This window comes from Pseudomonas sp. SLFW (assembly GCF_009905615.1).
Classification (GTDB): Bacteria; Pseudomonadota; Gammaproteobacteria; order Pseudomonadales; family Pseudomonadaceae; genus Aquipseudomonas; species Aquipseudomonas bambusae.
This window is the reverse complement of record NZ_JAAAKW010000001.1, coordinates 385,507-411,495: the sequence shown is the minus strand read 5'-3', so window position 1 is coordinate 411,495 and position 25,989 is coordinate 385,507. Positions and strand designations below refer to the sequence as shown.

Annotated in this window: 24 protein-coding genes; 5 read left to right on the top strand and 19 right to left on the bottom strand. The window is 60.6% G+C overall.

What is annotated here, in order from left to right:
- Positions 1-2: 2 nt before the first annotated feature.
- The 3 genes from GVN17_RS01665 to GVN17_RS01655 are packed head-to-tail and all read right to left on the bottom strand — an operon-like array spanning position 3 to position 3,008.
- A complete protein-coding gene (locus GVN17_RS01665) occupies positions 3-926 on the bottom strand; it encodes a carboxylesterase (RefSeq protein ID WP_256665034.1) in 924 nt (307 codons plus the stop codon).
- Entirely contained in the window at positions 923-2,317 is a 1,395-nt protein-coding gene (locus tag GVN17_RS01660; RefSeq protein ID WP_166593489.1) for an aspartate aminotransferase family protein, read from the bottom strand. Before GVN17_RS01660 ends, GVN17_RS01665 begins: the two co-directional genes overlap by 4 nt.
- Complete coding sequence (locus tag GVN17_RS01655; protein WP_166593488.1) at positions 2,310-3,008, bottom strand: MtnX-like HAD-IB family phosphatase; 699 nt, start codon at positions 3,006-3,008, stop codon at positions 2,310-2,312. Before GVN17_RS01655 ends, GVN17_RS01660 begins: the two co-directional genes overlap by 8 nt.
- Positions 3,009-3,384: 376 nt before the next feature.
- Here GVN17_RS01655 and GVN17_RS01650 point away from each other — a divergent pair, with 376 nt between their 5' ends.
- Positions 3,385-4,251, top strand: a complete 867-nt coding sequence (locus GVN17_RS01650; protein ID WP_166593487.1) for a fatty acid desaturase — start codon at positions 3,385-3,387, stop codon at positions 4,249-4,251.
- A 240-nt stretch (positions 4,252-4,491) separates the two neighbouring features.
- Here GVN17_RS01650 and GVN17_RS01645 read toward each other — a convergent pair whose 3' ends face one another.
- The 14 genes from GVN17_RS01645 to glpK form a co-directional block, all read right to left on the bottom strand.
- Positions 4,492-4,905 (bottom strand): transporter, encoded by a 414-nt coding sequence (locus GVN17_RS01645; RefSeq protein WP_166593486.1) that lies wholly within the window; start codon positions 4,903-4,905, stop codon positions 4,492-4,494.
- Entirely contained in the window at positions 4,898-6,058 is a 1,161-nt protein-coding gene (locus GVN17_RS01640; protein ID WP_166593485.1) for a GNAT family N-acetyltransferase, read from the bottom strand. The genes GVN17_RS01645 and GVN17_RS01640 overlap by 8 nt, the downstream gene beginning before the upstream one ends.
- A 7-nt stretch (positions 6,059-6,065) precedes the next feature.
- Positions 6,066-6,440 carry a transporter gene (locus tag GVN17_RS01635; RefSeq protein ID WP_166593484.1) on the bottom strand — a complete coding sequence of 125 codons (375 nt, stop codon included), beginning with the start codon at positions 6,438-6,440 and terminating at the stop codon, positions 6,066-6,068.
- Complete coding sequence (locus GVN17_RS01630) at positions 6,437-7,357, bottom strand: arginase (RefSeq protein WP_166593483.1); 921 nt, start codon at positions 7,355-7,357, stop codon at positions 6,437-6,439. The genes GVN17_RS01635 and GVN17_RS01630 overlap by 4 nt, the downstream gene beginning before the upstream one ends.
- 8 nt (positions 7,358-7,365) lie before the next feature.
- A complete protein-coding gene (locus tag GVN17_RS01625; RefSeq protein ID WP_166593482.1) occupies positions 7,366-7,701 on the bottom strand; it encodes a hypothetical protein in 336 nt (111 codons plus the stop codon).
- 63 nt (positions 7,702-7,764) lie between these two features.
- A complete protein-coding gene (locus tag GVN17_RS01620) occupies positions 7,765-9,090 on the bottom strand; it encodes a sigma-54 dependent transcriptional regulator (RefSeq protein ID WP_166593481.1) in 1,326 nt (441 codons plus the stop codon).
- Positions 9,091-9,220: 130 nt separating this feature from the next.
- Positions 9,221-11,113, bottom strand: a complete 1,893-nt coding sequence (locus tag GVN17_RS01615) for an ATP-binding protein (protein ID WP_166593480.1) — start codon at positions 11,111-11,113, stop codon at positions 9,221-9,223.
- 104 nt (positions 11,114-11,217) lie between these two features.
- Positions 11,218-11,952 (bottom strand): amino acid ABC transporter ATP-binding protein, encoded by a 735-nt coding sequence (locus GVN17_RS01610; protein ID WP_166593479.1) that lies wholly within the window; start codon positions 11,950-11,952, stop codon positions 11,218-11,220.
- Complete coding sequence (locus tag GVN17_RS01605) at positions 11,949-12,617, bottom strand: ABC transporter permease subunit (RefSeq protein ID WP_178115696.1); 669 nt, start codon at positions 12,615-12,617, stop codon at positions 11,949-11,951. The genes GVN17_RS01610 and GVN17_RS01605 overlap by 4 nt, the downstream gene beginning before the upstream one ends.
- Entirely contained in the window at positions 12,614-13,360 is a 747-nt protein-coding gene (locus tag GVN17_RS01600; protein ID WP_166593477.1) for an amino acid ABC transporter permease, read from the bottom strand. Before GVN17_RS01600 ends, GVN17_RS01605 begins: the two co-directional genes overlap by 4 nt.
- A gap of 115 nt (positions 13,361-13,475) precedes the next feature.
- Complete coding sequence (locus tag GVN17_RS01595) at positions 13,476-14,393, bottom strand: glutamate/aspartate ABC transporter substrate-binding protein (protein WP_166593476.1); 918 nt, start codon at positions 14,391-14,393, stop codon at positions 13,476-13,478.
- A 434-nt stretch (positions 14,394-14,827) separates the two neighbouring features.
- Complete coding sequence (gene glpD, locus GVN17_RS01590) at positions 14,828-16,366, bottom strand: glycerol-3-phosphate dehydrogenase (protein ID WP_166593475.1); 1,539 nt, start codon at positions 16,364-16,366, stop codon at positions 14,828-14,830.
- Between the two features lie 323 nt (positions 16,367-16,689).
- On the bottom strand, positions 16,690-17,445 hold the full coding sequence (locus tag GVN17_RS01585; protein ID WP_166593474.1) for a DeoR/GlpR family transcriptional regulator: 756 nt from the start codon (positions 17,443-17,445) through the stop codon (positions 16,690-16,692).
- A 185-nt stretch (positions 17,446-17,630) separates the two neighbouring features.
- Positions 17,631-19,136: a glycerol kinase GlpK gene (glpK, locus tag GVN17_RS01580; protein ID WP_166593473.1), complete on the bottom strand. Its 1,506-nt coding sequence runs from the start codon at positions 19,134-19,136 to the stop codon at positions 17,631-17,633.
- A gap of 282 nt (positions 19,137-19,418) precedes the next feature.
- Between glpK and ybaK the strand changes: the two genes are divergently transcribed.
- Together ybaK and GVN17_RS01570 are read left to right on the top strand one after the other, a co-directional pair.
- Positions 19,419-19,889, top strand: a complete 471-nt coding sequence (gene ybaK / locus GVN17_RS01575) for a Cys-tRNA(Pro) deacylase (protein WP_166593472.1) — start codon at positions 19,419-19,421, stop codon at positions 19,887-19,889.
- 95 nt (positions 19,890-19,984) lie between these two features.
- A complete protein-coding gene (locus GVN17_RS01570; RefSeq protein WP_166593471.1) occupies positions 19,985-20,773 on the top strand; it encodes a PhzF family phenazine biosynthesis protein in 789 nt (262 codons plus the stop codon).
- Positions 20,774-20,917: 144 nt separating this feature from the next.
- On the opposite strand, the gene GVN17_RS01565 is transcribed toward GVN17_RS01570, so the two are convergent.
- Entirely contained in the window at positions 20,918-21,958 is a 1,041-nt protein-coding gene (locus GVN17_RS01565; RefSeq protein ID WP_166593470.1) for an ABC transporter ATP-binding protein, read from the bottom strand.
- The gene (gene argF, locus GVN17_RS01560) at positions 21,955-22,875 is read right to left on the bottom strand and encodes an ornithine carbamoyltransferase (RefSeq protein WP_166593469.1); all 921 of its coding nucleotides are present in this window, start codon (positions 22,873-22,875) and stop codon (positions 21,955-21,957) included. Before argF ends, GVN17_RS01565 begins: the two co-directional genes overlap by 4 nt.
- Positions 22,876-23,326: 451 nt before the next feature.
- Here argF and GVN17_RS01555 point away from each other — a divergent pair, with 451 nt between their 5' ends.
- Positions 23,327-23,629 (top strand): hypothetical protein, encoded by a 303-nt coding sequence (locus GVN17_RS01555; protein ID WP_166593468.1) that lies wholly within the window; start codon positions 23,327-23,329, stop codon positions 23,627-23,629.
- A 147-nt stretch (positions 23,630-23,776) separates the two neighbouring features.
- Positions 23,777-25,885 (top strand): molybdopterin oxidoreductase family protein, encoded by a 2,109-nt coding sequence (locus tag GVN17_RS01550; protein WP_166593467.1) that lies wholly within the window; start codon positions 23,777-23,779, stop codon positions 25,883-25,885.
- The last annotated feature ends 104 nt before the right edge of the window (positions 25,886-25,989 follow it).

The window sequence follows — 25,989 nt, the reverse complement described above, 5'->3', positions numbered from 1 at the left end:
GTTCAGGCCAGTTGTGGATGGTCGTCGGGGGTGATCATTTCGTCATTCGCGAGGGCTTCCTGTGCCGGGATTTCCTTGCGGGGAGCACCTTGCAGCCGGGTTTCGATGAACGACGCGCTCAGGTCGATGACCTGCCGGTATTCGAGGTCCACGGTGATCATGTGGTAGCAGTTGTCGAGCAGCACCTTGACCACCGGCCCGCCCAGTCGCCGCTCCACGTAATCGGCGTTCCAGCGGCTGGTGATGTCGTCTTCCAGCGAATGCAGCACCAGTGCCGGCGTGGTCACCTTGGGCATGTGGCGCTTGACCACGGCAATCAGCCGATGCAGCTCGCGCACGCTGATGCCGGACATGGTCAACAGCCCCGCGTTGCTGCTTTCGCCTTCCTTCATCTGTTTTTCGACGATGGCGCGCAGTCGCGGATTCTTGATGCCGTAAGGCGGCTTTTCGTTGAAGCGGCACAGGTGCACGCCGAACGGCAGCATCATGTAGAAATGGGTGAACTTGGCCACGAACGGCATGTTCCAGCCGTCGTAGCGCAAGGTCGTGGAATACAGCAGCAGCCCGGCGATTTCACCGGGGTGCTGCGCGGCCATGTGCATCGACATCACGGCACCCATCGACAGCCCGCCGACAAACACCTGAGCGTGGCGCTGGCGCACGCCGACGAAGGTGCGTCGGGCGCTTTCATACCAGTCGGTCCAGACCGTGCGTTGCAGGTCCTCGTTGTCGCCGCAGTGCCCGGCCAGGGTCGGCACGTACACTGTGCAGCCCCTGTCCGCCAGGCCCTGGGCCACTCGACGCAACTCCGTCGGGGTGCCGGTCAGGCCATGGATGAGCAATACCCCCACGGCGCCGTTGCCGAGAATGAACCCGGCATCGCCTTCGCCCATGTCGATCGCGGTGTGTGAGGGCGTCGGGCTCATCGTTTCATGGCCCGGTGCAGGAGGCGGTCGAGCAGGGCGATGCCCAGGTCGATTTCCGGGTAGCTGATTTCCAGCGACGGCGCGAGGGTGATCACGTTCTTGTAGTAACCGCCCACGTCGAGCACCAGACCCAAGCGTTTGCCGTTGATCTCGATGTCGCCTTTCATGCCTTCTTCGACCATGAAATCCAGGGTCGCCTTGTCTGGCGTGAAGCCGTCCGGCAGGCAGATTTCAGCACGCAGGGCCAAGCCCAGTCCGTCCACGTCGCCAATGATCGGATAGCGTTTTTGCAGGTCGCGCAGACCTTCGAGGAAGTATTTGCCCTTGTTCATGACCATCGCGCCGTAGTCGACTTCGGAGGTCATCTTGAACATCTCCAGACCCACGGCCGTGCCCAGCGGGTTGGACGCGAAGGTGGAGTGGGTCGAACCTGGCGGGAAGATTTTCGGGTTGATCAATTCTTCGCGGGCCCAGATGCCGCCCAGCGGGTTGAGGCCGTTGGTCAACGCCTTGCCGAACACGATCACGTCGGGTTTGACGTCGAAATGTTCGATCGACCACAGCTTGCCGGTGCGGTAGAAGCCCATCTGGATTTCATCGACGACCATCAGGATGCCGTGCTGATCGAGCACGTGCTTGAGTTCGCTGTAGAAGTTCACCGGCGGAATCACGTAGCCGCCGGTGCCCTGGATCGGCTCGACGTAAAACGCGGCGTATTCGCTCTGGCCAACTTTCGGGTCCCACACGCCGTTGTATTCGGTCTCGAACAGACGGGCGAACTGCTGCACGCAGTAGCTGCCGTATTCTTCCTTGGTCATGCCTTTCGGGCCGCGGAAGTGGTACGGGAACGGGATGAACTGCGCACGCTCGCCGAAGTGGCCGTAGCGGCGGCGATAGCGGTAGCTGGAGGTGATCGACGAGGCGCCGAGGGTGCGGCCGTGGTAGCCGCCTTCGAAGGCGAACATCAGGCTCTTGCCGTTGCTGGCGTTGCGCACGACTTTCAACGAGTCCTCGATGGACTGCGAACCCCCGACGTTGAAATGCACACGACCGTCCAGGCCGAACTTGTTCTTGGCATCGACAGCGATGCGCTCCGACAGCTCGATCTTGCCCTTGTGGAGGTACTGGCTGGCGATCTGCGGCAGGGTGTCGATCTGCTGCTTCAGCGCGTTGTTCAGGCGCGGGTTGGCGTAGCCGAAGTTCACCGCCGAATACCACATCTGCAGGTCGAGGTAGGCCTGATCGCTGGTGTCGTAGACGTACGAACCTTCGCAGCGGCTGAAAATGCGCGGTGGGTCGATGTAGTGAACGGTGTCGCCAAACGAGCAGTATTTGGCTTCTTTTTCCAGAAGGATCTGGTCTTCGGCGGTGGCGATGCGGATATCAGACATGGTGGAAGCGTTCCTGGGATTCGGTAGAGAGATGAGCGACCGGCGCGGGCAGGCTGTGCGGCAGGAAGGCCAGCAACGCGGGGAGTTCGGCGAAGGATTCGAAGCGCGCGTGGGGGATGCCGTTGTGCGCGCAGTGGTCGGCCAGGCGGCCTTTGGCGAAGACGAAATCAGCGGTGCTGGCCACGCACATGTCGGACTTGCCATCGCCGATCACCAACACGCGTTTGTCGTTCGGCGTGGATTTGCATTTGCAGTTGCCCGACGCGGCGCGGCAGGCGTCGCTGGCGTGGGGGAACACGATGCGCCAGCTGTTCTGGTCCACTTGCCGCAGGCCGTTGGCGATGATCGGCAACAGGGGAATCTGGTGACGGGACAGAATCCGCGCGATGCCTTGTTCGAGGCCGTCACTGACGATGTCCAGGGTGAAGCCCAGGCCGAGGACGTGTTCGACGAAGGTCGGGAAGTCCGGGTCGATGGTCACGCTGTCGAAGTAGTCCAGCAGTTGCGCGGGGTAGGCCTTGACCAGCGCGAGCTGGCGGCTGAGGCATTCACGCGAACCCATGCGACCGCTGAGCCATTCGTCTTCGATGTCGGCCCAACTGGGGTCGGCGAAGCGTTCGAGAATGTTGTCGATCACGTCGGTCGGCGTGATCGTCCCGTCGAAATCACACACGATATGCCAATGCATCATCTGCGTTTGCCTGTCTTGTCCAAAGAGAGAGCGAGGCGAGGGAGTCGCCGTGTCGCTCGTGACAGGGTAAGAGCAGGGACTGTGCCAAAGGCCTGAAAGCCCGGTGGGCAGGGGCGCTGGCGGGTGTCGACGAAAAAGCGAGGGGTGTGAAGCTACAATTTTTGTAGGTCGCTACAAACAACATCAGTGCTTGCGCTGACAGCGACCTCTGGGGATACAGGTGGGATCGGCCGCCGACAGCAGCATCGTTCGCGAGCAGGGCCGCGTCAATCAAGGCGAGCTGGACGTCGCCGTGGCGTAGCCCTTCAAGTAGCGCACGGGTTGGTCTGGCCCTTGCAATGAGCCGAAGCACTCATCGTTTTCGAGGAAGTTCTTCATGGCTCGTCCCGTTTACCGCTGGCTCGCGTATTCACTCTGGGACGTCGTCCCGATTGCCATGGCGCTGGCGCATTTCGCATTCGTGTTGTGGCTGGTCGTGGCCTTCCACAGTCTGTCGTGGTGGGCCATCGTGCCGCTGGCGCTGGTGTACGCCGTGAGCCTGTCGTGGAGCATCAACAGCATCTCGCACAACCAGATTCACAACCCGTACTTCACCCATAAGCCGATGAACCGAGCGTTCGACCTGCTGCTGTCGGTGACCATCGGGTTTTCCCAGACCCTGTACCGCGACATCCACAACCGCCATCACCGGGGCAACTCGGATCGCCCCGACGAAAAGGGCGACACCGTGGACCCGCTGTCGATCTACCGCTATGGCCACAATGGCGAACCTGAGGCCCTGTGGCGTTATGTGTTCCTCAGCGCGTTTCGTGACGAGCCGAAGAGCTATTACGAAGACATGAAGCGTAAACATCCGGATGAGGCGCGCTGGGCCAGGGTTGAAATCTACGTGACCCTCGCAGCCTATCTGCTGCTGGCGATCTATGACTGGCATGCAGTGTTGCTGTTGCTGCCGTTCTGGTACCTGGGGCAGTCGTTGTCTTCCCTGAACGGCTATTACGAGCACCTGGGTGGCAATCCTGACTTGCCGATCGCCTGGGGCGTGAGTTCGTACAGCGCGCTGTACAACGTCATCTGGATGAACAACGGCTACCACGCCGAACACCACTACCGTCCGAAAATGCACTGGACCAAGGTCAAGGCCTTCCACAAGCAGATCAAGGACCAGCAGCGGATGATGGGCGTGAAAGAAATCCCCGTGTCCCATGGGTTAGGTTTTTTGGTGGACCATTCCAAGACCTGACTACAGGAGAGGGGCGCGTTGCTCGCAAAACGTGAGTCACCCACGTAGACCTGTGGGAGTGAGTTTATTCGCGAAAAAAGTTCAGGCGATGGTGATGTATCGGATGTACCGGCCCTTCGCGAATGAATTCGCTCCCACAGAAGAAACCTTGCGCAGGCTCCCCGGCGGGGGTCGCAGCGCGGCTTGCCGACGGTGGCGCGTGAGATTGCTGCCACCGGAGAGCCGTACCGCTACACAGCTTTACTGCTCGCCCTCCGCCAATAACGCGATCCCGCCAATGATCACCCACACGCCCAGCCAGTGCAGGGCGCTGATGTGTTCGTCGAGACCCAGCCACGACCCCAGCAGCACGACCACGAACACCAGCGAGCTGAGCGGGAAGGCCAGTGACAAACTGCTGCGCCGCAGGATCAACATCCAGCTCAGGAACGAACCGATGTAGCAGCCGACTGCCGCCAGCACGGCGACGTTGGTCAGCGCCGCCCGCAGCCAGTCCAGCCCGAACGGCATCGCCGCCAGTCCATCGCCCCCCAGTTTCAAGGCGATTTGCGCCGCGCTCTCGGTGCCGATCAACAGGCACCACAGGCCGATGGTTGCAACCCGGCCTTCCAGCCAGCGCCAGGCCGGTTTTTGATTCAAGGTCTGCTCACTCATCGTCGGTATTCCTGATTGCCACAGTCGATTGATCCAGCCCGGCTTTGTGCACCAGCCACCCCAATACGCGGGTGACCCACAGGCGGCGGTGGCGGACGTAATGATCGTTACCCAGCAGTTGGCACCCCAGACGCAGCTTCTCGCCATACGCCGCCTGACTCGCCTCGAACGTCGGGATGCCGTGCTCGATGCAGCGCTGCACGTGGGCGAGCCAAGTGCGGTGGTAGAGGTTGTGTTCCCGGGCGGCGGCACCGTCGGAGGCGAAGACCTTGTCGATCTGTCGTGTTCCATCGCCCAGCAGCAGGCTGAAGCCGATCAGCGTGTCGCCAGACCAGAACAGGTAGCAGGTCGCACGCTCGCCCAGCTTGGCGAGCACGGCGCGAAAATAGTCGGCGGTCAGCGGTTCGATCTCTTCGCCACTGCGCGCCACAGTGTCGGCGTACAGCGCCAGCATGCGCTCGATCACGTCTTCCACCTGATGTTGCCGCGCCTCGATGCGCAGGTTCGACGGGGCCTTGAGTTTGCGTCTCAGGCCCTTGCGCATCACCCGGCCCAGGCTGGCGAGATAGCCGTCCAGCTCGGTGAACGGCAATGGCAATGAAGTTCTCGGCATCCCCGCCACGCGAACGAAATCCAGATGTTCCAGAGCGCTGCGCAGCGTCACGCGCTCTTCGGCCACGTCCTTGAACAGGTACAGCCACGTGCCTTCCAGACGTGATTGCCGATGCAGTGCGTCGATCAGCACCTGCAGAATCTCGGGCGTGCGCGCCAGCCAGTCCGGGGCGCAGGCGATGGAGCAGGTCTCGGTGACGGGCGAACCCACCGCCAGAATCGGTACTGAAAAATGGCCGAGCAATCTGCCGAGCACGCCGTCCAGCAGGTGACTCAGCTTCAACCGGTCGCGATACGCCGGTGCCACCGCGATCAGTCGCTGGCCGTCGCGAATCATGAAATAGCGCGGCTCGATGCCGGGCAGCCCGCTGTCTTCGATGGCCGCGTAATAGTCGTAACCTTCCAGTGGGTCGCTGTCGAGCTGTGCCCAGTCGCTGCGGCTGACCCGGTGGATGCTGTGACTGACCTCGACGCTTAACGCCAAGCGGTCGCTCAACGTGATCGCAGAGGCCTGTTCGGGAATGAATTGAATGTGTGTCATGACCACCTCACGCGCCCGTGGCGCACACCAACATGACGCCCGCCGTGATGACCAGCGTGCCGAGCCAGCGACGGCGGCTGACCCGCTCGCCAAGCACCAGTCGCCCGCCCAGCACCACGCCCACGTAACTCAGGCTCGCCGCCGGAAACACCAGGCTGAGCGGCGCCAGGGACAGCACGAACAGCCAAGTGATGAACTCGACTACGTACGCGCCGACGCCGAACCAGAGCATCGGCGCGCCCGCGATCTGCACCCAGAAACTGCGCAGGCGAAACCCGCCTTCCTGCGCGGGCAAACGATCCAGGCCGATCTTGAACGCCAGCTGGCCGATCACGTCCAGCAGGATCGAGAACGCCGTCAGCAGCACCACAATCGGGGTCATGGAAACAGCTCCTCGAACAGCGCGATCAACGCCGCATTGGTCTGGGCGTTGCGCGCAATGTCCGCGTCGCTCCAACGTTCGGCGGGTGGCTGATCGGATTTTGCCTCCCAGCGTTTGAGCGGATTGCTGAACGCGGGCGGGGCGAACTCGCCGCAGACATCGATCCCCAACACCCGTGTTTGCGCGGCCAGGGCACGAATGGCATCGAGCAGATGGGTGAGGCGCATGCCGCCCTGATCCCAATTGGTCGCAGCGTCTTCGCTGGCCAGCACGTCTTTGTCGATGGTGATCCACACGGCGTCGGTGGGCAGGCTCGCCACCAGTTGTTCGAGGAAAGCCGGCCAGTCCACATCAGCCAGGTTGTGCCAGTGCAAGTGGCCGTCCATCTGCCGATGTCCGGGGCCGTCGCCGATCTTGCCCCAGACTTTCGAGGGTGGATGACGCCACGGAAAAAGCTGCAGATCGCCGCGCTTCAATGCCCCGAGGTTGCCGCCCTTGAGCTGTGGGCTTTGCAGGTCATCGCTGCACGGCCCGAGGGTGATGATGCGTTTGACGTTGGGCAGCTTGAGCGCGCGATTGACCCAGGACCCGCAGTGGCGCCGGGGGGCGAAATGCACCCAGTCCGGGTGATTGTCGAAGTGGATCAGTGTGATCGGCTCGGGGAGATCGGCGAGCAGGGCAGGGGTCAGGTGGTGATAGTCACCGGAGCCGACGAAGAAGATTTCCGGCCGATTGCCCAGCGGTCGCGCACGATGGCTCAGGTGCCCGGCAAAACGTTGGTAATGGGTTTCCGTGGACCAGAGCCGCAATACCGGCCCTAACGCCAGCAAATCCAGGCGTATCGCCCGGCCGTCATGCAGTCGCTCCTTGATCGGCGCCTGCTGCGTCAGGCTGTGATCGAGATCGAGAATGTTCAAGGTTGCCTTCACCCCAGAAATGCCGCCCCGGACACCGGGTTCATGGCCATGAACACCGGCCGGGCGGGCCTTTCAGGGGAAGTGCAAAGGGTGGGCCAAGGGGTTGAATGGGGGCTGAACAGGCCTGAGGAAACCCATACCTTGTAGGAGCGCGCTTGACCGCGATTGCCTTGGATGAGGCGCCGCTTGGGCACCCGGACTGACGCAATCGCGGGATCGCCATCTGTAGGAGCGTGGCTTGTCCCGCGATCGGTCGGGAACCGGCCGTAGAATCTGAGCACGCGGTCTTTCAGGTGTACCGAGTCATCGGTTTTGCTGCCGCTGCGCAGCAGATCGCGGGACAAGCCACGCTCCTACAGAGACCGCGTACCTCAACCCCAGCCACGTTCCTGCAGCGACCGCGCATCTCACCCCAACCCGTATTTCTTCACCTTGTCGAACAGCGTGGTCTTGGCCATGCCCAGTTCCTGGCTCGCCTGACTGAGATTGCCGCCGCTGCGCAGCAAGGCCTCGCTGAGCAGGTTTTTTTCGAAGGCTTCCACCGCCTCGGAAAACCCCAGGCTCTGGCTCAGGGCCGCGACGCCGGTCTTCTTGAACGCTGGCAGGCCCAAGGCATAACGCTCGGCGACGTTGCGCAGTTCCCGCACGTTGCCCGGCCAGTCGTGGCTCATCAACGCGGAAACGGTGTGCGGGTCCAGTTGCGGCGGCTCGCGGTCGAAACGTAGGGACGAGAGCTGCAGAAAGTGTTCGAACAATTGCAGGATGTCTTCGCGGCGTTCACGCAACGGCGGCAATTCCAGGGTCACCACGTTCAGGCGGTAATACAGGTCGCTGCGAAACTGGCTGGCCTTGCTCAGCTCATTGAGGTCGGATTTGGTCGCCGCGATCACCCGGCAATCCACCGCGACGCTCTGGTTCGAACCGAGGCGCTCCAGCGTGCGTTCCTGCAACACCCGCAGCAATTTGATCTGCAGGTTGATCGGCATGCTTTCCACTTCATCGAGAAACAGCGTGCCGTTGTGGGCGTGTTCGATCTTGCCAATGCGGCGCTTGCCCGCCCCGGTGAAAGCGTTGGCTTCGTGGCCGAAAATTTCGCTTTCGAAGAGGTTCTCCGGCAGTCCACCGCAGTTCAGCGCGACGAACTGATTGGAATGCCGACGACTGAAGTCGTGGAGACAGCGGGCGACCAGTTCCTTGCCCGTGCCGGTTTCACCTTCGATCAACACGTTGGCTGAGGTGTCCGCGACGTTGGTGATCAGTGCGCGCAGGTTCTGCATGGCGGGCGAGCGACCGATGATCTTGCCTTCCAGCGAGTCGCGTTCGGCCAGTTGGCGACGCAGCGATGAGACTTCCCGCGCAAGCCCGCGGTGTTCCAGGGCGCGGCGTGCGACGTCCACCAGCCGCTCGGGGGAGAAGGGTTTTTCCATGAAGTCGTAGGCACCGTCGCGCATGGCACCGACCGCCATCGACACATCGCCGTGGCCGGTGATCAGCACCACCGGCAGGCTGCGGTCGCGTTCTTTCAGGCGCTTGAGCAATTCCAGCCCGTCGATGCCTGGCAAACGAATGTCGCTGATGACGATCCCGGCAAAGTTGTCGCCCACCATCGCTAACGCCTCTTCGGCACTGCCCACGCCCTGGCTGTGGATGTCTTCCAGTGCGAGTGCCTGCTGGCAGCCGAGCAGGACGTGGGGGTCATCTTCAACGATGAGGACGGTCAGTTCAGTGTTCATGTGCAAATCCAATGCGTCAGCGTTGCCTTCATCGCGAATGAACTCGCTCCCACAGACAGCATGCATTTCCCTGTGGGAGCGGATTCATCCGCGAATTTTTTTCGGCCGACGGTAATGTCCGAAAAGTACGTCATACCTTCGCCGCCCCCCCGTCCACCAACGGCAACACCAACACAAACATCGTGCCGCCTTCGGCCGGGTCTTCGGCGTTCAAACTGCCACCGGCGGCGGCTGCGAGGCTGGCGGAGAGGGTCAAGCCCAGCCCCAGCCCTTGTTCGCCGGGCTTGGTGGTAAAAAACGGTTCGAACAAATGCTTGCGCGCTTCGGCGTCGATGCCATGGCCGTTGTCGCGCACGCGCAGGCGGTAACGGCCTTCGCACAGGTCGCCTTGCAGCCACAGCACCGGCAGCGGTTGCGCCTGCATGGCGTCCAGCGCGTTGCCAATCAGGTTGACCAGAATCTGCTCCAGGCGCGTCTGGTCGATGGCGAGTTCGACGTCGTCGAAGGCCTGATGCAATTCCAGCGCGCTGTTTTCCAGACGTCCGCCGAGCACCTGCAATGACGCATCCACCGCTTTGGCCAGCGAGGCCTGGCCCTTGTCTTCCCCGCGTCGGGCAAAAGCGCGCAGGCTGGCGGTGATGCGGCCCATGCGATCGACCAGGTCGTTGATCGTGCGCAGGTTGGTGCTCGCCGTATCCAGCGCACCGCGTTCGATGAACCGCACCGTGTTGCCGGACAGCGTACGCAAAGCGGCCAGCGGTTGATTCAGCTCGTGAGCGATGCTGGTGGACATCTGTCCGATGGCCGCGAGTTTGCCCGCCTGCACCAATTCGTCCTGGGCCTGTCGCAAGGTTTCTTCGGCCTGACGCCGCTCGCGAATCTGACCCTTGAGCCGCTCGTTGCTGGCGCGCAGGTCGGCGGTGCGTTCGGTAATCCGACGCTCCAGTTCGTTGTTGGCTTCTTCCAGCGCTTCACGGGCCGCGAGGCGGGTCGAAATTACCTTGCGCCGCTCGTTCCAGGCGATCAGCAGAAACATCGCCAGCGCGCAGGCCACGGCCACCAGCATGCCTTGATTGGCCGCTTCACGCCGTAAATCCTCTAGCGGAGTCAGCAGCGTCAGGTGCCACGGCGTGTCGGCCAGGTCCCGGGTTTGCGCGAGGTAGCTGACGGCCGTGTGTTCGTGGTCGACGCTGACGTTGGCCGGGAAGGTCAGCTTCTCGACCCCGTCGGCGATCAGCTCACGTTCCAACGGCACCAGCTCGTTGAGCGGCCACCAGTAATATTGCAGGCTGCGGGCCAGACGCTCCTTGATTTGCGGAGTCAGGGGGCGAACCGATTTCAGCCGTCGCGCCGGGTCGCTGGACAGAATAATGATGCCGTTTTCGTCGCTGACAAAGGCTTCCAGACGCGCCCGTTGCCAGCGTTCTTCCAGCGCTTCGAGGCGCACTTTGATCACGGCGACGCCGATGATCTTGCCTTTCTCTTCCAGCCCGTGGGCCAGGTAATAACCCGGCTCGCCGGTGGTGCTGCCGATGCCGTAGAAGCGGCCCGGCAACCCGCGAATCGCGTCCTGGTAATAGGCGCGGAACGACAGGTCTTCGCCGAGATAGCTGTCGGCGTCGCGCCAGTTGCTGGTGGCCAGCACGCGGCCGGTGGTGTCGAGGACGTAGATCGCGCGGCTGCGGCTGCGGCGATTCAGGCCTTCCAGGTAATCGTTGACCTTCGAGCGCAACTCCGGTGACGGGTCGTTGAGCAGGTCCGAGACATTGGATTCGAGCTCCAGCACGCTGGGCAGGTAGTTGTATTTGTTGATTTCGCTTTCGACGGTGCGGGCGTGCAGTTCGAGCTGCCGTTCGCCGTTTTCGCCGAGGGCCTTGATGCCGTTCTTTTCGCTGTACAGATAAGTGACGTAGCCGAGCGCGATCATCAGCAGAATGATCAGCGGCGGCAGAAACAGGTGGCGTATCAGGCGGGGTTTCACGGCAAGTGATGGCGGCGCGCTAAGAGGTGGATCGCATTTCATCACAGTCGTCCTGGACCGACCAGCTGCCCGTGTCATTGATAGCGACACAGACAGCCAGTGGTTTTTTGCCCTTTTGGGGCATTGCCCTCGTGAGGCAGATCTGGTTAGTGCTGCAGGATTTTGTTCAGGAAGTGCTGAGCGCGTTCGGAACGGGCGCTGACGTCGCCGAAGAATTCGTCCTTGACGCAGTCTTCGATGATCTGCCCCTTGTCCATGAAGATCACGCGGTCGGCCACTTTTCGGGCGAAGCCCATTTCGTGGGTCACGCACATCATGGTCATGCCTTCGTGGGCGAGCTGTACCATCACGTCCAGCACTTCGTTGACCATTTCAGGGTCGAGGGCGGAGGTCGGTTCGTCGAACAGCATCACCACCGGGTCCATCGCCAGCGCACGGGCAATCGCCACGCGCTGCTGCTGGCCGCCGGACAACTGGCCAGGGTGCTTATGAGCGTGAGCCGACAAGCCGACGCGCTCCAGCAGGGCCAGGCCTTTTTTGGTGGCTTCTTCTTTGCTGCGGCCCAACACCTTGATCTGCGCGATGGTCAGGTTTTCGGTGATGGTCAGGTGCGGGAACAGCTCGAAATGCTGGAACACCATGCCCACGTGGGAACGCAGTTTCGGCAGGTTGGTCTTCGGATCGGCGATGGAGGTGCCATCGACCACGATGTCGCCTTTCTGGAACGGTTCCAGCGCGTTGACGCACTTGATCAGGGTCGATTTGCCCGAACCGGACGGGCCGCACACCACGATCACTTCGCCCTTTTTGACCTCAGTGCTGCAATCGGTCAGCACTTGGAAGTCCCCATACCACTTGTTGATATTTTTGATGGAAATCATACGGCTAACCTTTTCTGCATGAGCTTGACCAGACGCGCGGCCACGAAGCTGATCGTGAAGTACACCAGACCCGCGACGATCAGGAATTCATTGGAACGGCCAATGATGTCGCCGCTGGAACGGGCTGAGTTGAGGAAGTCCACCAGACCGACCGTGTAAACCAGCGAGGTGTCCTGAAACAGAATGATGCTCTGCTGCAGCAGCAGCGGGGTCATCTTGCGGAACGCTTGCGGCAGGATGATCAGGCGCATCATCTGGCCGTAGGTCATGCCCAGCGCTTGCGCGGCACCCATCTGTCCACGGGAAATCGACTGCACACCGGCACGGACGATTTCGCAGAAGTACGCGGCCTCGAACATCATGAAGGCCACGACGCAGGAGGTGAACGCGCCGACCGGGGTGTCCTGGCCGGTGATCCAGCGCAGCACGAACGGCACCGCCAGGTAGAACCAGGTGATGACCAGCAGCAGCGGGATCGAGCGGAAATAGTTGACGTAGGCACCGGCGATGCGCGACAGCAACTTGCTCGACGACAGGCGCATCAGGGCCAGAAGGGTCCCGATGATGATGCCGCCGACCACGCCCATGACCATCAACTGCAAGGTCATGACCATACCGTTCCACATGCCGGGAATGGCGGGGATGATTCCAGAGAAGTCCATTATTTACCTCCCACAGAGATCAGGCCCGGCACGGCGACTTTCTTCTCGACCAGACGCATGAGCAGCATCAGGCTCATGTTCAGCGTGAAGTAGATCAGGGTGGCGAGGGTGAAGGCTTCGAACAGGTTCGCGGAAAACTCGGCGGTCTGTTTGGTCTGGGCCAGCAATTCCATCAGACCGATCAGCGAGGCCACCGACGAGTTCTTGAACACGTTGAGGAATTCGGAGGTGAGCGGCGGGATGATGATCCGGTAAGCCTGCGGCAGCAGCACGTTCCAGTAGATCTGCGGCAGTTTGAAACCCATGGCGCGTGCGGCGGATTCCTGGCCGCGAGGCAACGCCTGGATACCGGTGCGCACTTGTTCGCAAACCCGTGCGGCGGTGAACAGACCCAGGCACACGACAACGCTCAGAAAGGCCGAGGTGGTCGGGTTCAGGTCCTGCTTGTACCACTCCTGCAGGTTCTCAGGCAGCAGATCCGGCACCAGGAAGTACCAGATGAACAGCTGCACCAGCAGTGGCACGTTACGGAAAATTTCCACGTAAACCGTGGCGATGGAAGACACGATGCGATTGGGCACCGTGCGCATCACCCCGAGCACTGAGCCCAGGATTAACGCGATGATCCAGGCGACGATGGAGATGCCGATGGTCCAGCCCAGACCGGATACATACCAGTCCAGATAGGTCTCGGTGCCGACGCCGGTGGACTTGAAGAATACGCTCCAGTCCCAGTTGTAATTCATCAGGGTCTCCCCTCTGATCGATCGTTATGCGCGCATGCCAGAGGCAGCGGCTTCCGGGGACTTATTACGTCCCCGGAAATCAGGCTTATCTTTTTGTGATAACGGAGCGAAGGGCTTAAGCCTTCTTGTCCGGCGCTGGCTTGTCGTTCGGGTTGGCGATCAGCTTCTTGAGCTCTTCGCTCATCGGGAAGCTCAGGTTCAGGCCTTTTGGAGGAATTGGCTGGGTGAACCACTTGTCGTAGATCTTGATGATCTCGCCCGACTTGTAGAGGCCGACAATCGCGTCGTCCACGGCTTTCTTGAACGCCGGGTCGTCTTTACGAACCATGCAGCCGTAGATTTCATAGGATTGCGGGGTGCCGGTCACGTGCCAGTCGGTTGGCTTCTTGGCCTTGGCCATTTCGCCTGCCAGCAGTGCGTCGTCCATCATGAACGCAACGGCACGGCCCGATTCCAGCATCTGGAAGGACTCACCGTGGTCTTTGGCGGAGATGACGTTCATGCCCATCTGCTTGTCAGCGTTCAGCGCTTTGATGATGCGCTCGGACGTGGTGCCCGCGGTGGTCACGACGTTCTTGCCTTTCAGGTCATCGAAGTCGTTGTACGGCGAACCGACTTTGGTCAGCAGCTTGGTGCCGATTTCGAAGATGCCGACGGAGAAGTCGACTTGCTGAGCGCGCTCGGCGTTGTTGGTGGTCGAACCACACTCAACGTCGACAGTGCCGTTCTGAACCAGCGGGATACGGGTCTGAGAAGTGACCAGGTTGTACTTGACGTTCAGATCTGGCTTGTTCAGGTCTTTTTTGATCGCTTCGACGATGGCCAGCTGAATGTCGTGGGAGTAACCGACAGGTTTGCCGGAAGCATCAGCGATGTACGAGAACGGAATGGACGAGTCGCGGTGACCGAGGGTGATGGTGCCGGAATCGTTGATTTTTTTCAGGGTGCCGGTCAGCTCGGCGGCGGACACTGGGGTGCTGATCAAAGCGGCTGCAGCAATGGCAACGCCCAGAATGTGGGGAACGATACGCATCTGTTTCTCCTCGACTTTGTTTTTCTTATGGGTCCGTGTTGGGTCGGCCCTATCGGTTTCAGAACGCTACAACGGCGGCCCAATTCAGGCGGCACGCTACATCGGAGCAATCGTGATTGAGTGTAGAGCATGAGTCATGCCAAGCATGTGACACGTTTTAACTCACTGAAAATAAAGGAATTTTATTTTATTGTTGCGATAGAGGGAGGATGAGTCGTACGGAATGCCGAATAGGCGAGAGAGGGGTGTTCGGAAAACCGAATGCCTGTGTGTGGATGAATCAGGTAAAACGCTCGCTGTCTGTGGGAGCGAATTCATTCGCGAAAGAGGTTACAGACGATGACGATGCATCGCCTGTCGGATCATGCGCGAATGAATTCGCTCCCACAGAGAGGCCGAGGCGTGTCCGCCGGTCGAGTGGTGCCGGTGAGAAATCAGGCAGCTTCTATAGCGCTTTTGTTGCGCGCCACTTTATCGAGATACGCCTGCACGTTCTGCTGTTCTTCCGCCGTGGTGAACAGGCCGAGCTTGGTCCGACGCCACAGGATGTCGTCAGCTTTCGTCGCCCATTCTTCGCTGCCCAGATAATCCACCTCGCGGCTGTAAAGGCCACCACCGAGGTGTTCGCCCAAATCCGCCAACCCTTGCGCGCCCTCGATGATGCGCCAGCTGCGCGAGCCGTAGGTGATCGACCAACGCTTGGCGAGGTCTGCAGGCAGCCAAGGGGAGCGTTGTTGCAACTCAGCTGCCAAGGCCGCTGGCGTGGTCATGTTTTCCCCACCCGGCAGGCTCGCCTTGGCGGTCCAGCTCGGGCGCATCTGGGTGAAGAACGGCGCCAGCTGTTGCATCGCCGATTCCGCCAGCTTGCGATAGGTCGTCAGTTTTCCACCGAACACCGACAGGATCGGCGGCTCGCCCGCGCCACCCGACAGCGACAGGGTGTAGTCGCGGGTGATCGCCGACGGGTTGTCGGATTCGTCGTTGCACAGCGGGCGCACGCCGGAATAAGTGCGGATGATGTCGTCGCGGCTCAGCTGCTTCTTGAAGTGTTCGTTGACAATCTTCAGCAGGTAATCGGTCTCGCCTTCGGTGATCGCCACGTTGGCCGGGTCGCCGGTGTATTCGCGATCGGTGGTGCCAATGATGGTGAACCGCTCCAGGTACGGAATCGCGAAGACGATGCGCTGATCTTCGTTCTGCAGGATGAACGCGTTTTCGCCGTCGTACAGTTTTGGCACGATCAAATGGCTGCCTTGGATCAGGCGAATGCCATATTGCGACTCCAGCTTCAAATCTTCGCGAATGAACTTGGCGACCCATGGGCCGGCCGCGTTCACCAACGCCCTGGCACGAATGGAGAAAAGGCTGCCATCGGCGCGTTCCATGTTCAGGTGCCACAGGCCGTTGCTGCGTTGGGCACTGAGGCAGCGGGTCTGGGTGTGGATGTGCGCGCCTTTTTCCCGTGCGGCCATGGCGTTGAGCACCACGAGGCGGGCGTCATCGACCCAGCAATCGGAATATTCGAAACCGCGGGTGATGCTGGCGTTGAGCGGGCTGTTGGCGCCGAAGCGCAGGCTTTTCGACGCGGGCAGCTTTTCGCGTTTGCCGAGGTGGTCATAAAGGAACAGACCGGCGCGGATCATCCACGCCGGGCGCAGATGCGGGCGGTGGGGCAGCACGAACCGCATGGGTTTGACGATGTGTGGCGCCTTCTCCAGCAGCACTTCACGCTCGGCCAACGCCTCACGCACCAGACGGAATTCGTAATGTTCGAGGTAGCGCAGGCCGCCGTGGATCAGCTTGCTGCTGGCCGACGAGGTGTGGCTGGCGAGGTCATCCTTTTCGCAAAGGAACACTGACAGGCCGCGTCCCGATGCATCCGCTGCGATCCCGACGCCATTGATGCCACCGCCGATCACGGCAATGTCATAAACCTCGGAAAGCGGTGGGGTGGGCAAGGCGGAATGGGCCATCGGGGCCTCCTGTCGAGAATTCGGTCACGTTCGATATTGGCGAATTCGAACATTTACGTTCATTTTCGAAAATAGTAACGCAATAAGACCGAGGCCACCACTCGGTATTGATTGAAAATACTGATGGGAGGAAGGGGAAAGGAACAAAAGCGAACATGAAACAGCGCGTAAAGGCTCCCGCTGCTGACCGGGAGAAACGCTGCACTCTGTGGCAGCGAATTCATTCGCGAGAGGCCTGTACATCCGATGCAGGCTTGTCGGATGTACCACCGCGTCGCGAATGAATTCGCTCCCACATGAAGGTGAGGCACTACGAAAGGGGCTTAAACGACTTCCAGCCGAATCTTATTCTGCGTCAGCAGTTGCGCCAGTGCCGGCGCGGGGGGCTGGTCGGTGACGAGGCAGTCGATCAGGGTGATCGGGCCCAGGCGTACCATGGCGTTGCGGCCGAATTTGCTGGAGTCCGCCGCCAGAATGACCTGGCGCGCATTGGCGATGATCGCCTGGGAGACGCGGACTTCCTGGTAATCGAAATCCAGCAGGCTGCCGTCTTCGTCGATGCCGCTGATGCCCACCAGCGCGAAATCGACCTTGAACTGGGTGATGAAATCAACGCTCGCCTGACCCACCACACCGCCGTCACGGCGCACATTCCCTCCCGCCAGCAGCACTTCGAAGTCGTCCTTGCCGCTGAGGATCGACGCCACGTGCAGGTTGTTGGTGATGATCTTCAGGTGACTGTGGTTGAGCAGGGCGCGGGCGATGGATTCGGTGGTGGTGCCGATGTTGATGAACAGCGAGGCGTGATCGGGAACCTGCGCCGCGATGGCTTCGGCGATGCGCTGTTTCTCGTCGCGCATCTGGTCCGCACGCATGGCGTAGGCGGTGTTTTCGATGCTGGAATCGTAGGCCGCGCCGCCATGATAACGACGCAGCAGGTTCATCTCTGCCAGTTGGTTGATGTCGCGCCGGATGGTTTGCGGGGTCACGACAAACAATTGGGCCATTTCTTCGATGCTGACGTAGCCGCGCTCACGGACCAGCTCGAGGATCTGCTGTTGACGGGGTGGCAGATTCATTTTTCTTCCTTCGGGCAAGAGCGCCCATGATGCCGCAGGCAGCCATTACCTGTCAGCCGGAAAAAGAACCTGAAGTCCAATGATGTCCTGTAGGAGTGAGCTTGCTCGCGATGCGTTCCGTTAGCTCAAATCTGTCACAGACAAATCGCTATCGCGAGCAAGCTCACTCCTACAGGGTATGTGGGTTATTCGACGTCTTCGTGCGGCTCCCAGTCCCGCGTGCGCTCCACCGCCTTGCGCCAGCCCGCGTACAGCTTTTCCTTCTCCGCCTCGTCGCATTGCGGTTCGAATTTTCGCTCGATCACCGCTTTGTCTTTCAACTCGTCCAGCCCGCTCCAGAAGCCGATGGCAAGGCCCGCCAGATACGCCGCGCCCAAGGCCGTGGTTTCGCGCATTTTCGGGCGCTCGACCTGGGTGCCGAGAATGTCGGCCTGGAACTGCATCAGGAAATTGTTGGCCACCGCGCCGCCGTCCACGCGCAGGGCCTTTAGCGGTTCGGCAGCGTCCTGCTGCATGGCGTCGAGGACGTCGCGGGTCTGGTAGGCGATGGATTCCAGCGCCGCCCGAATAATGTGATCGACCTTCACGCCCCGGGTCAGGCCGAACAGCGCGCCACGGGCGTAAGGGTCCCAATAGGGCGCGCCAAGTCCCGTGAACGCAGGCACGAGGTATACGCCGTTGCTGTTCTTCACCTTGGTCGCGAAGTATTCGGTGTCCATGGAGTCGTTGACGATCTTCAGCTCATCCCGCAGCCATTGCACCGTCGAGCCGCCGTTGAACACTGCGCCTTCCAGCGCATACGCCACTTCGCCACGTGGGCCGCAGCCGATGGTGGTGAGCAAGCCGTGGTTGGATTTCACGGCTTTCTTGCCCGTGTTCATCAACAGGAAACAGCCGGTGCCGTACGTGTTCTTGGCCTGACCGGGTTCCACGCACATCTGGCCAAACAGGGCCGATTGCTGGTCCCCTGCGATACCGGCGATGGCGATGCCGCTTTTGCTGTGGCCGTAAACTTCAGATGAGGACTTCACCTCGGGCAGCATTTCCCGAGGCACGTCGAGCACATCCAGCATCCGCTGATCCCATTCGAGGGTATGGATGTTGAACATCATGGTGCGCGAGGCGTTGGTGTAATCGGTGACGTGCACCTTGCCACCGGTGAATTTCCAGATCAGCCAGCTATCAACGGTGCCGAACAGCAACTCGCCCCGACCGGCACGTTCGCGGCTGCCTTCGACGTGGTCGAGAATCCACTTCAGTTTGCTGCCGGAAAAGTACGGGTCGATCACCAGACCGGTGGTGTCTCGGATGTAGTCTTCCAGCCCGTCGCGCTTGAGCTGCTGACAAATCTCGGTGCTGCGACGGCATTGCCAGACCACGGCGTTGTAGATCGGCCGCCCAGTGTCTTTCTCCCAGACCACCGTGGTTTCGCGCTGGTTGGTGATGCCAATGGCAGCGATCTGGTTGTGATGCAGGTTGGCCTGGGCCAGCACTTTGGTCATGCAGGCGGTCTGGGTGGCGAAGATTTCCATCGGATCGTGCTCCACCCAGCCTGGCTGGGGGTAGTGCTGCACGAATTCGCTCTGGGCGGTACTCACCACGTTGGCGTCGCGGTCGAAGATAATCGCGCGGGAGCTGGTCGTACCTTGATCGAGGGCGATGATGTAGTTCTTGTTGTCGTTGTCAGTCATGTCGATTGCCTGGTGATAAAGCGGGTGTTCGGGACTGTCGTCAGTGTACGTGCGAAAACCCGTCAGGTGATGAGGCGGCCTCACCGTTGAAGGCTGAATATTCGTATTCGAAAAAATATAGACGTAAACGAACATTGTCAAAGTCGAAAGTGAACGGTGCCTCTGTTTTTCAGGGCCTAACGATTTCACGCTGGGACAGCCGCTGAACAGAGGCGTTTCGACAGCAGATGGCCTAAAGTAGCGACAGCCAACACGAAACACCCTGGTCGTCTGGAGTGCTGCATGACCCCCGCATTGGATTTACTGAAAAAAGTTCGCGCCGAACACCGTGTCCACAGTTATGAACATGACCCCAAGGCTGCGTCCTACGGCCTTGAAGCCGCCGAAAAGCTGAACTTGCAACCCGCTCAAGTCTTCAAGACGCTGCTGGCCAGCACTGAAAAGGGCGAGTTGCTGGTGGCCGTGGTGCCGGTGGTGGGTTCGCTGGACCTCAAGGCCCTGGCCCATGCGGCAGGCGCGAAGAAAGCCGAGATGGCCGACCCCGCCGCCGCGCAACGGGCCACCGGTTATCTGTTGGGCGGGATCAGCCCGTTGGGTCAAAAGAAACGGCTGAGGACGTTCATTGATGTGTCCGCCCAACCGTTCGCGACCATTTTTGTCAGCGCTGGTCGTCGAGGGCTTGAGGTGGAACTGTCGGCGGCGGTACTTGCTCAACATACCGGTGCGACGTTTGCTCAGATTGGCCGCGAATGATCCGGATGCATCGTCAGATATGCCGTGTCTTGCTGTAGTCACTTAGGCTGACGCAGGGCAGGGCGCTCGAACAATAACGATTGGGGATGCCTTCCATGCAGCTTGAATTTCATCAAGTCGATGCCTTCAGTGACCGACCGTTCGCAGGCAACCCTGCGATGGTGTATCGCCTCGATGCCTGGCTGTCGGATGAGCTGATGCAGCGCATTGCGACGGAACACAACCTGTCCGAAACCGCTTTTGTTGTGCGTGAGGCGCAGGGCTGGCATATCCGTTGGTTCACGCCCACCAATGAAGTCCCGCTGTGCGGGCATGCGACGTTGGCCAGCGCCTATGTGCTGTATGAAAAATATGGCGAAACGTCTGACACCATTCAGTTCATCAGCCAATCAGGGCCGCTGAGCGTCAGCCGCGAGAACGGACGCCTGTTGCTGGATTTTCCCTCTTTGCCGCCGAGTGAAGTGGGCGTGACGGTGGATATCGAACGCGCGCTGAACACCGAAGTCGTCGACGCGCTGGGCGCGGCGGCGCTGTTGGTGGTGCTGGAGTCCGAGCAGGCGGTTCGCGATTGCAAGCCTGACATGGCTGCCATCGCCCGGCTGCCATGGCCGGGCGTGATCATTACTGCGAAAAGTGATGGCGACGTGCATGATTTTGTCTCTCGCTATTTCGCGCCGGGGAACGGCATTCCCGAAGACCCGGTGACCGGCTCGACCCATTGCAGCCTCATTCCGTACTGGTCGGCACGCCTGAACAAATTCAGCCTGACAGCCCATCAAAGTTCGGCGCGAGGGGGCGAGTTGTTCTGTCGTCTGGAGGGAGATCGGGTGAAGATTGGCGGCTATGCGACGCTGGTGGCGAGTGGGGTGTTGACGGTCGGGTGAGTTCACCGCCGCGTCCTCTGTAGGAGCGAATTCATTCGCGAGAGGGCGGTGCAGGCGATGGATCGTCATCGGTTGCACGATCTATTCGCGAATGAATTCGCTCCTACAGGGGGCTGTGTTCGCAACCCCAGCGATGGGTGTTCGTCAGGACGCAGGAAACAGCACCAGATTCTGAGCCGTTACGCAAATACCGACGTCATCTCCCGCGTGCAGATCAGCATGGCTGGGGAACAAGGCTTCCAGTGGCGTCCCGCTTGGCAGCTGCAAGCGATACAGCGTCGCGGCGCCCTGAAAGGTTTTGCTGATCACTCTTGCTTTCACCGGGCAGTCTGGCGCGTAGGCGATATCGTCTGGTCTCAGCAGCACATCGACCGTGCCTACAGGATCACGGGCACAGGTCCCACGCAGTACGCCGAGTTCGGTCTGCACCGATTGCGCATCGATCATTTGCCCACGGATGAAGTAGCCCTGCCCGACAAAACTGGCGACATAGGGCGTAGCCGGTCGGTGATAAAGGTTGTAAGGCGTATCCCATTGTTCAAGGCGTCCTTCCTTGAACACCCCCACCTGATCGCTGACGGCGAAGGCTTCTTCCTGATCGTGGGTCACCAGAATCGCGCTGGTGCCTCGGGCCTTGAGAATATCGCGCACCTCATGGCTCAAACGTCGGCGCAGCTCGCCATCGAGGTTGGAAAAAGGTTCGTCGAGCAGCAGCAATTGCGGTTCCGGTGCCAATGCCCGCGCCAAGGCGACGCGTTGTTGCTGGCCGCCCGAGAGCTCATGGGGATGCCGCTTGCCCAGCGTGCGGAGGTTGACCAGCGCCAACATTTCCTCGACCACCTGTGCCTGGCGCGGATGATTCCGAATGCCGAAGGCGATGTTGTCCGCGACGGTCAGGTGCGGGAACAGCGCGTAGTCCTGAAACACCATGCCGATCCGGCGCTTCTCGGGCGCGAGGGTGAAGCCGGGTCTGGAGATGACCTCGCCCGCGAGGGTGATTTCACCCGCGTGCACCGGTTCGAAACCGGCGATGGCGCGCAACGTGGTGGTCTTGCCGCAGCCCGACGAGCCGAGCAGGCAACCGATGTCTCCCGCGTTGAGGTGCAGATTCAGGTTCTGCACCACGCGTTGGTCTTGATAACCGCAGGCGAGGTCACGCAGTTGCAGCAGCATCGGCTCACTCATGCGGGTTGGTAGGCAGGCGCCACCAGGAATTCGAGCAGCGCCTTTTGCGCATGCAAACGGTTTTCCGCCTGATCCCACGCCACTGAACGCGAGTCGTCGAGCAGGTCTTCACTGATCTCCTCACCACGGTGGGCAGGCAGGCAGTGCATGAACAACACGTCGTCAGCGGCCAGATCGAGCAGTTCGCGAGTGACCTGGAAAGGCTTGAACAGCGCGATGCGCTTGGCGGTTTCCTCTTCCTGGCCCATGGAGGTCCAGACGTCGGTGCTGATCAAATGCGCGCCCTTGACCGCTTCACTCGGGTCGCGGGTCACGGTCACGCGGTCGCCGGCCAGCGCCAGGAAGCGTGGGCTCGGCTCGTAGCCTTCAGGGCAGGCGACGCGCAGTTGGAAGTCGAACTGGATCGCCGCTTCTATATAGCTGTTGCACATATTGTTGCCGTCGCCGATCCAGGCCACGGTCTTGCCCTTGATCGCACCGCGATGTTCGAGGAAGGTCTGCATGTCGGCCAATAACTGGCACGGGTGCAGATCGTCGGACAGGCCGTTGATCACAGGCACCCGGGAATTGGCGGCGAATTCGATGAGGTTGCTGTGGGCGAACGTGCGGATCATGACCGCATCGACCATGCGCGACATGACGCGCGCGCCGTCGGCAATCGGTTCGCCACGCCCCAGTTGGGTGTCGCGAGGCGACAAAAAGATGGCCTGACCGCCGAGCTGGATCATGCCGGCTTCGAACGAAACGCGAGTCCGAGTCGAAGATTTCTCGAAGATCATGGCCAGCACTCGACCTCTCAGCGGCTCGAACAACACGCCTCGATTTCGCAAGTCCTTCAGCTCAATGCCTCGACGGATCACGGCGCCCAGTTCGTCTGGCGTGTAATCCATCATCGAGAGAAAGTGCCTGGTGATCATCATTAACTACCTTGTCTGCAACAGACCGCAGATCCTCTAAGCCGGGTTTTATCGGGAAAACGGGCGAGACCTGCGGCAAAAGCCGCACGGGGCGACGAATAGGGAAGGCGCGAGGGTATAAGAAAATGTCGCCTCGTGCCAAGGCCCGGCATGTTCGAAAAAAAATGTCAGACGTCCGGTCGCTTGAAAATGGCGTGGTCAGGACGCTTTTCATGTAACGAAGTGCTACAGTTGCGTACGCGGCGAAGGCAATTCGCCATCTGCGTCCACCGCGAAGGGCAAAGGTTGTACACCGCTTCGCTGGACACTGGCAATTACTGCCGTTTTTGCAACAGTTTCAAAATGCTGCTGAACCTAATGCGACATGCTTCACGCCGTGGAAACCGGGACGTTTCCTAAACGTGTGGCGTGGGTTATAAAGGCCGCTTATGTCCTCCAGAAGGGGTGGGGAATGGATTCAAAAGAGAAACAACTGACGGAACTGCTCGGGCTTACGGCTCGCACCCTCACGCACCTCACTGCTTCCATGACGTCGATGTCGTTCGAGCTGATGCGCAGTGAAGATGAAGTGACCCGTTCGGCAGGACGCCGCATGATCGACCGCATGGCCACCATCAGTGCCGGACTGGATGACCATTGGCGTTTGATTGGCGAACTGACGGGCGTGCAGGTCTCCCAGGAGCAGGTCGAGACCGTTCATGAGATTCAGCTGAAGCGCAAGGTGGTCACGCCCATCGGCGGTTCGGCTTCCTGATCCCCGCTCCTTTGCTCAGGTGAGCTATCGGCTCGCCTGATGCTGTCCGATTCACGGCACTGACGTTTCTGGCGAAGTGCCGCGCCAGGCTCCATAGTTTTGTTTCCGCGATCACGCCGATCGCCACACAAAAACATGAGACTGGCGATGACCAAGACTCTCCATCACCGTGCCTGTCACCTGTGCGAGGCCATCTGTGGCCTGACCATCGAAACCACCCTTGAAGACGATGCCAGCGTGCGTATCAGCTCGATCAAGGGCGACGCGCAAGACACGTTCAGCCGAGGGCATATCTGCCCAAAAGCGGTGGCTTTGCAAGACATCCAGAACGACCCCGACCGCCTGCGACAGCCTATGCGCCGTATTGGCAACGAGTGGCACCCCATAGCCTGGCAAGATGCATTCGAGCTGGTGGCTGAACGTCTGCTGGACATCCAGCAGCGTCACGGACAGAACGCTGTCGCGGTCTATCAGGGCAACCCCAGCGTTCACAATTATGGGCTGATGACCCACAGCAATTACTTCCTTGGCCTGCTGAAAACCCGCAACCGATTCTCCGCGACATCCGTCGACCAATTGCCCCATCACCTCACAAGCTACCTGATGTATGGCCACGGCCTGTTGCTGCCCATCGCCGACATCGACCACACCGATTTCATGCTGATTCTGGGCGGCAACCCGCTCGCCTCCAACGGTAGCATCATGACGGTCCCCGACGTCGAGAAGCGCTTGAAGGCGATTCAGGCGCGGGGCGGCAAAGTCGTGGTGGTCGATCCTCGGCGTAGCGAAACGGCTGCCATCGCCAACCAACACATGTTCATCCGCCCCGGTGGCGACGCGGCGCTGCTGTTCGGCGTGCTGCACACGCTGTTCGCTGAAGGCCTGACCCGCGACACCCATCTGCCGGTCGATGGCCTTGAAGAAGTGCGGGCCGCCATCGCGCACATGGACGCGGGCGCCATGAGCCTGCGTTGCGGGGTGCCTGCCGAAGACATCCGGCAACTGGCGCGGGATTTCGCGGGTGCGAAAAGCGCGGTGTGTTACGGGCGGATGGGTATTTCGACGCAAGCGTTCGGCACGCTGTGTCATTGGCTGGTGCAGTTGATCAATCTGGTGACTGGCAACCTTGACCGGGTCGGCGGCGCGCTGTGCACTGAGCCTGCACTGGATCTGGTGGCCTCGACCTCGGGCGGCGGTTTCAATCGCTGGCAGAGCCGTGTCTCGGGCTTGCCCGAATACAGCGGCGAGCTGCCGGTGTCGGCGCTGGCGGAAGAAATGCTCACCGAAGGCGAAGGGCAGGTGAAGGCATTGATCACGGTGGCCGGCAATCCGGTGTTGTCGACGCCCAACGGTCGTCAGCTCGATCAGGCGCTGGATGGCTTGGAGTTCATGGTCAGTGTCGATCTCTATATCAATGAAACCACGCGCCACGCCGATCTGATTCTGCCCTCGACCTCGGCGCTGGAAAACGATCACTACGACACGACGTTCAACATGTTCGCCGTGCGCAACGTCACCCGTTTCAATCGCGCCATTCTCGCCAAGCCTGAGGGGGCGCTGCATGACTGGGAGATTTTCGTCGGGCTGGCCAAGGCCTTCGCCGCGCGCGCCGAGCGTGAGCTGAAACCCACGATTCCTCCGGCTCAAATGGTGGATCGTGGATTGCGCGCAGGCTTTTATGGCGATGCCTCGGCGATGAAGCTGTCATTGGAAACGCTCCATGACCACCCTCATGGGCTGGACCTGGGCGCGCTCAAACCTAATCTCGCCACGCGGCTGAAAACGCCCAATCAGCGCGTTCAGGCAGCACCGGAGGTGATCCTGGCCGATCTGGTGCGCTTTGCCACCGCTGCAATGCCGTCAGTGGATGAGCTGTTGCTGATTGGACGGCGTCATGTTCGCAGCAATAATTCTTGGATGCACAACTACCACCGGCTGGTGAAAGGCAAGCCACGCCATCAACTGCTGATGCACCCGGACGACCTTGCGACCCGTGGCCTGAGCGACGGGCAGCGTGTGCGGGTGAGTTCTCGGGTGGGAATGATCGAGGTCGAGGTGATGGGCAGCGCCGACATGATGCCCGGTGTGGTGAGCCTGCCTCATGGGTGGGGGCATGGGCGGCCGGGGGTGCAAATGGACATTGCCCGCGATCAGCCGGGGGAGAGTGCAAACGACCTGACTGACGAGCGGCAGATGGACACGCTGTCCGGGAACGCCGCGCTGAACGGGGTGCCGGTGACTGTCGCAGCGGCATGACGCTCATCATATTTATGAGGCCGATTAAAGCCAAGACCGAGCGTTACGCTAGGGAATCGGTTAGAATGCGCCACCGTGTCGACTCATACAGTCGTAAAGTTAAG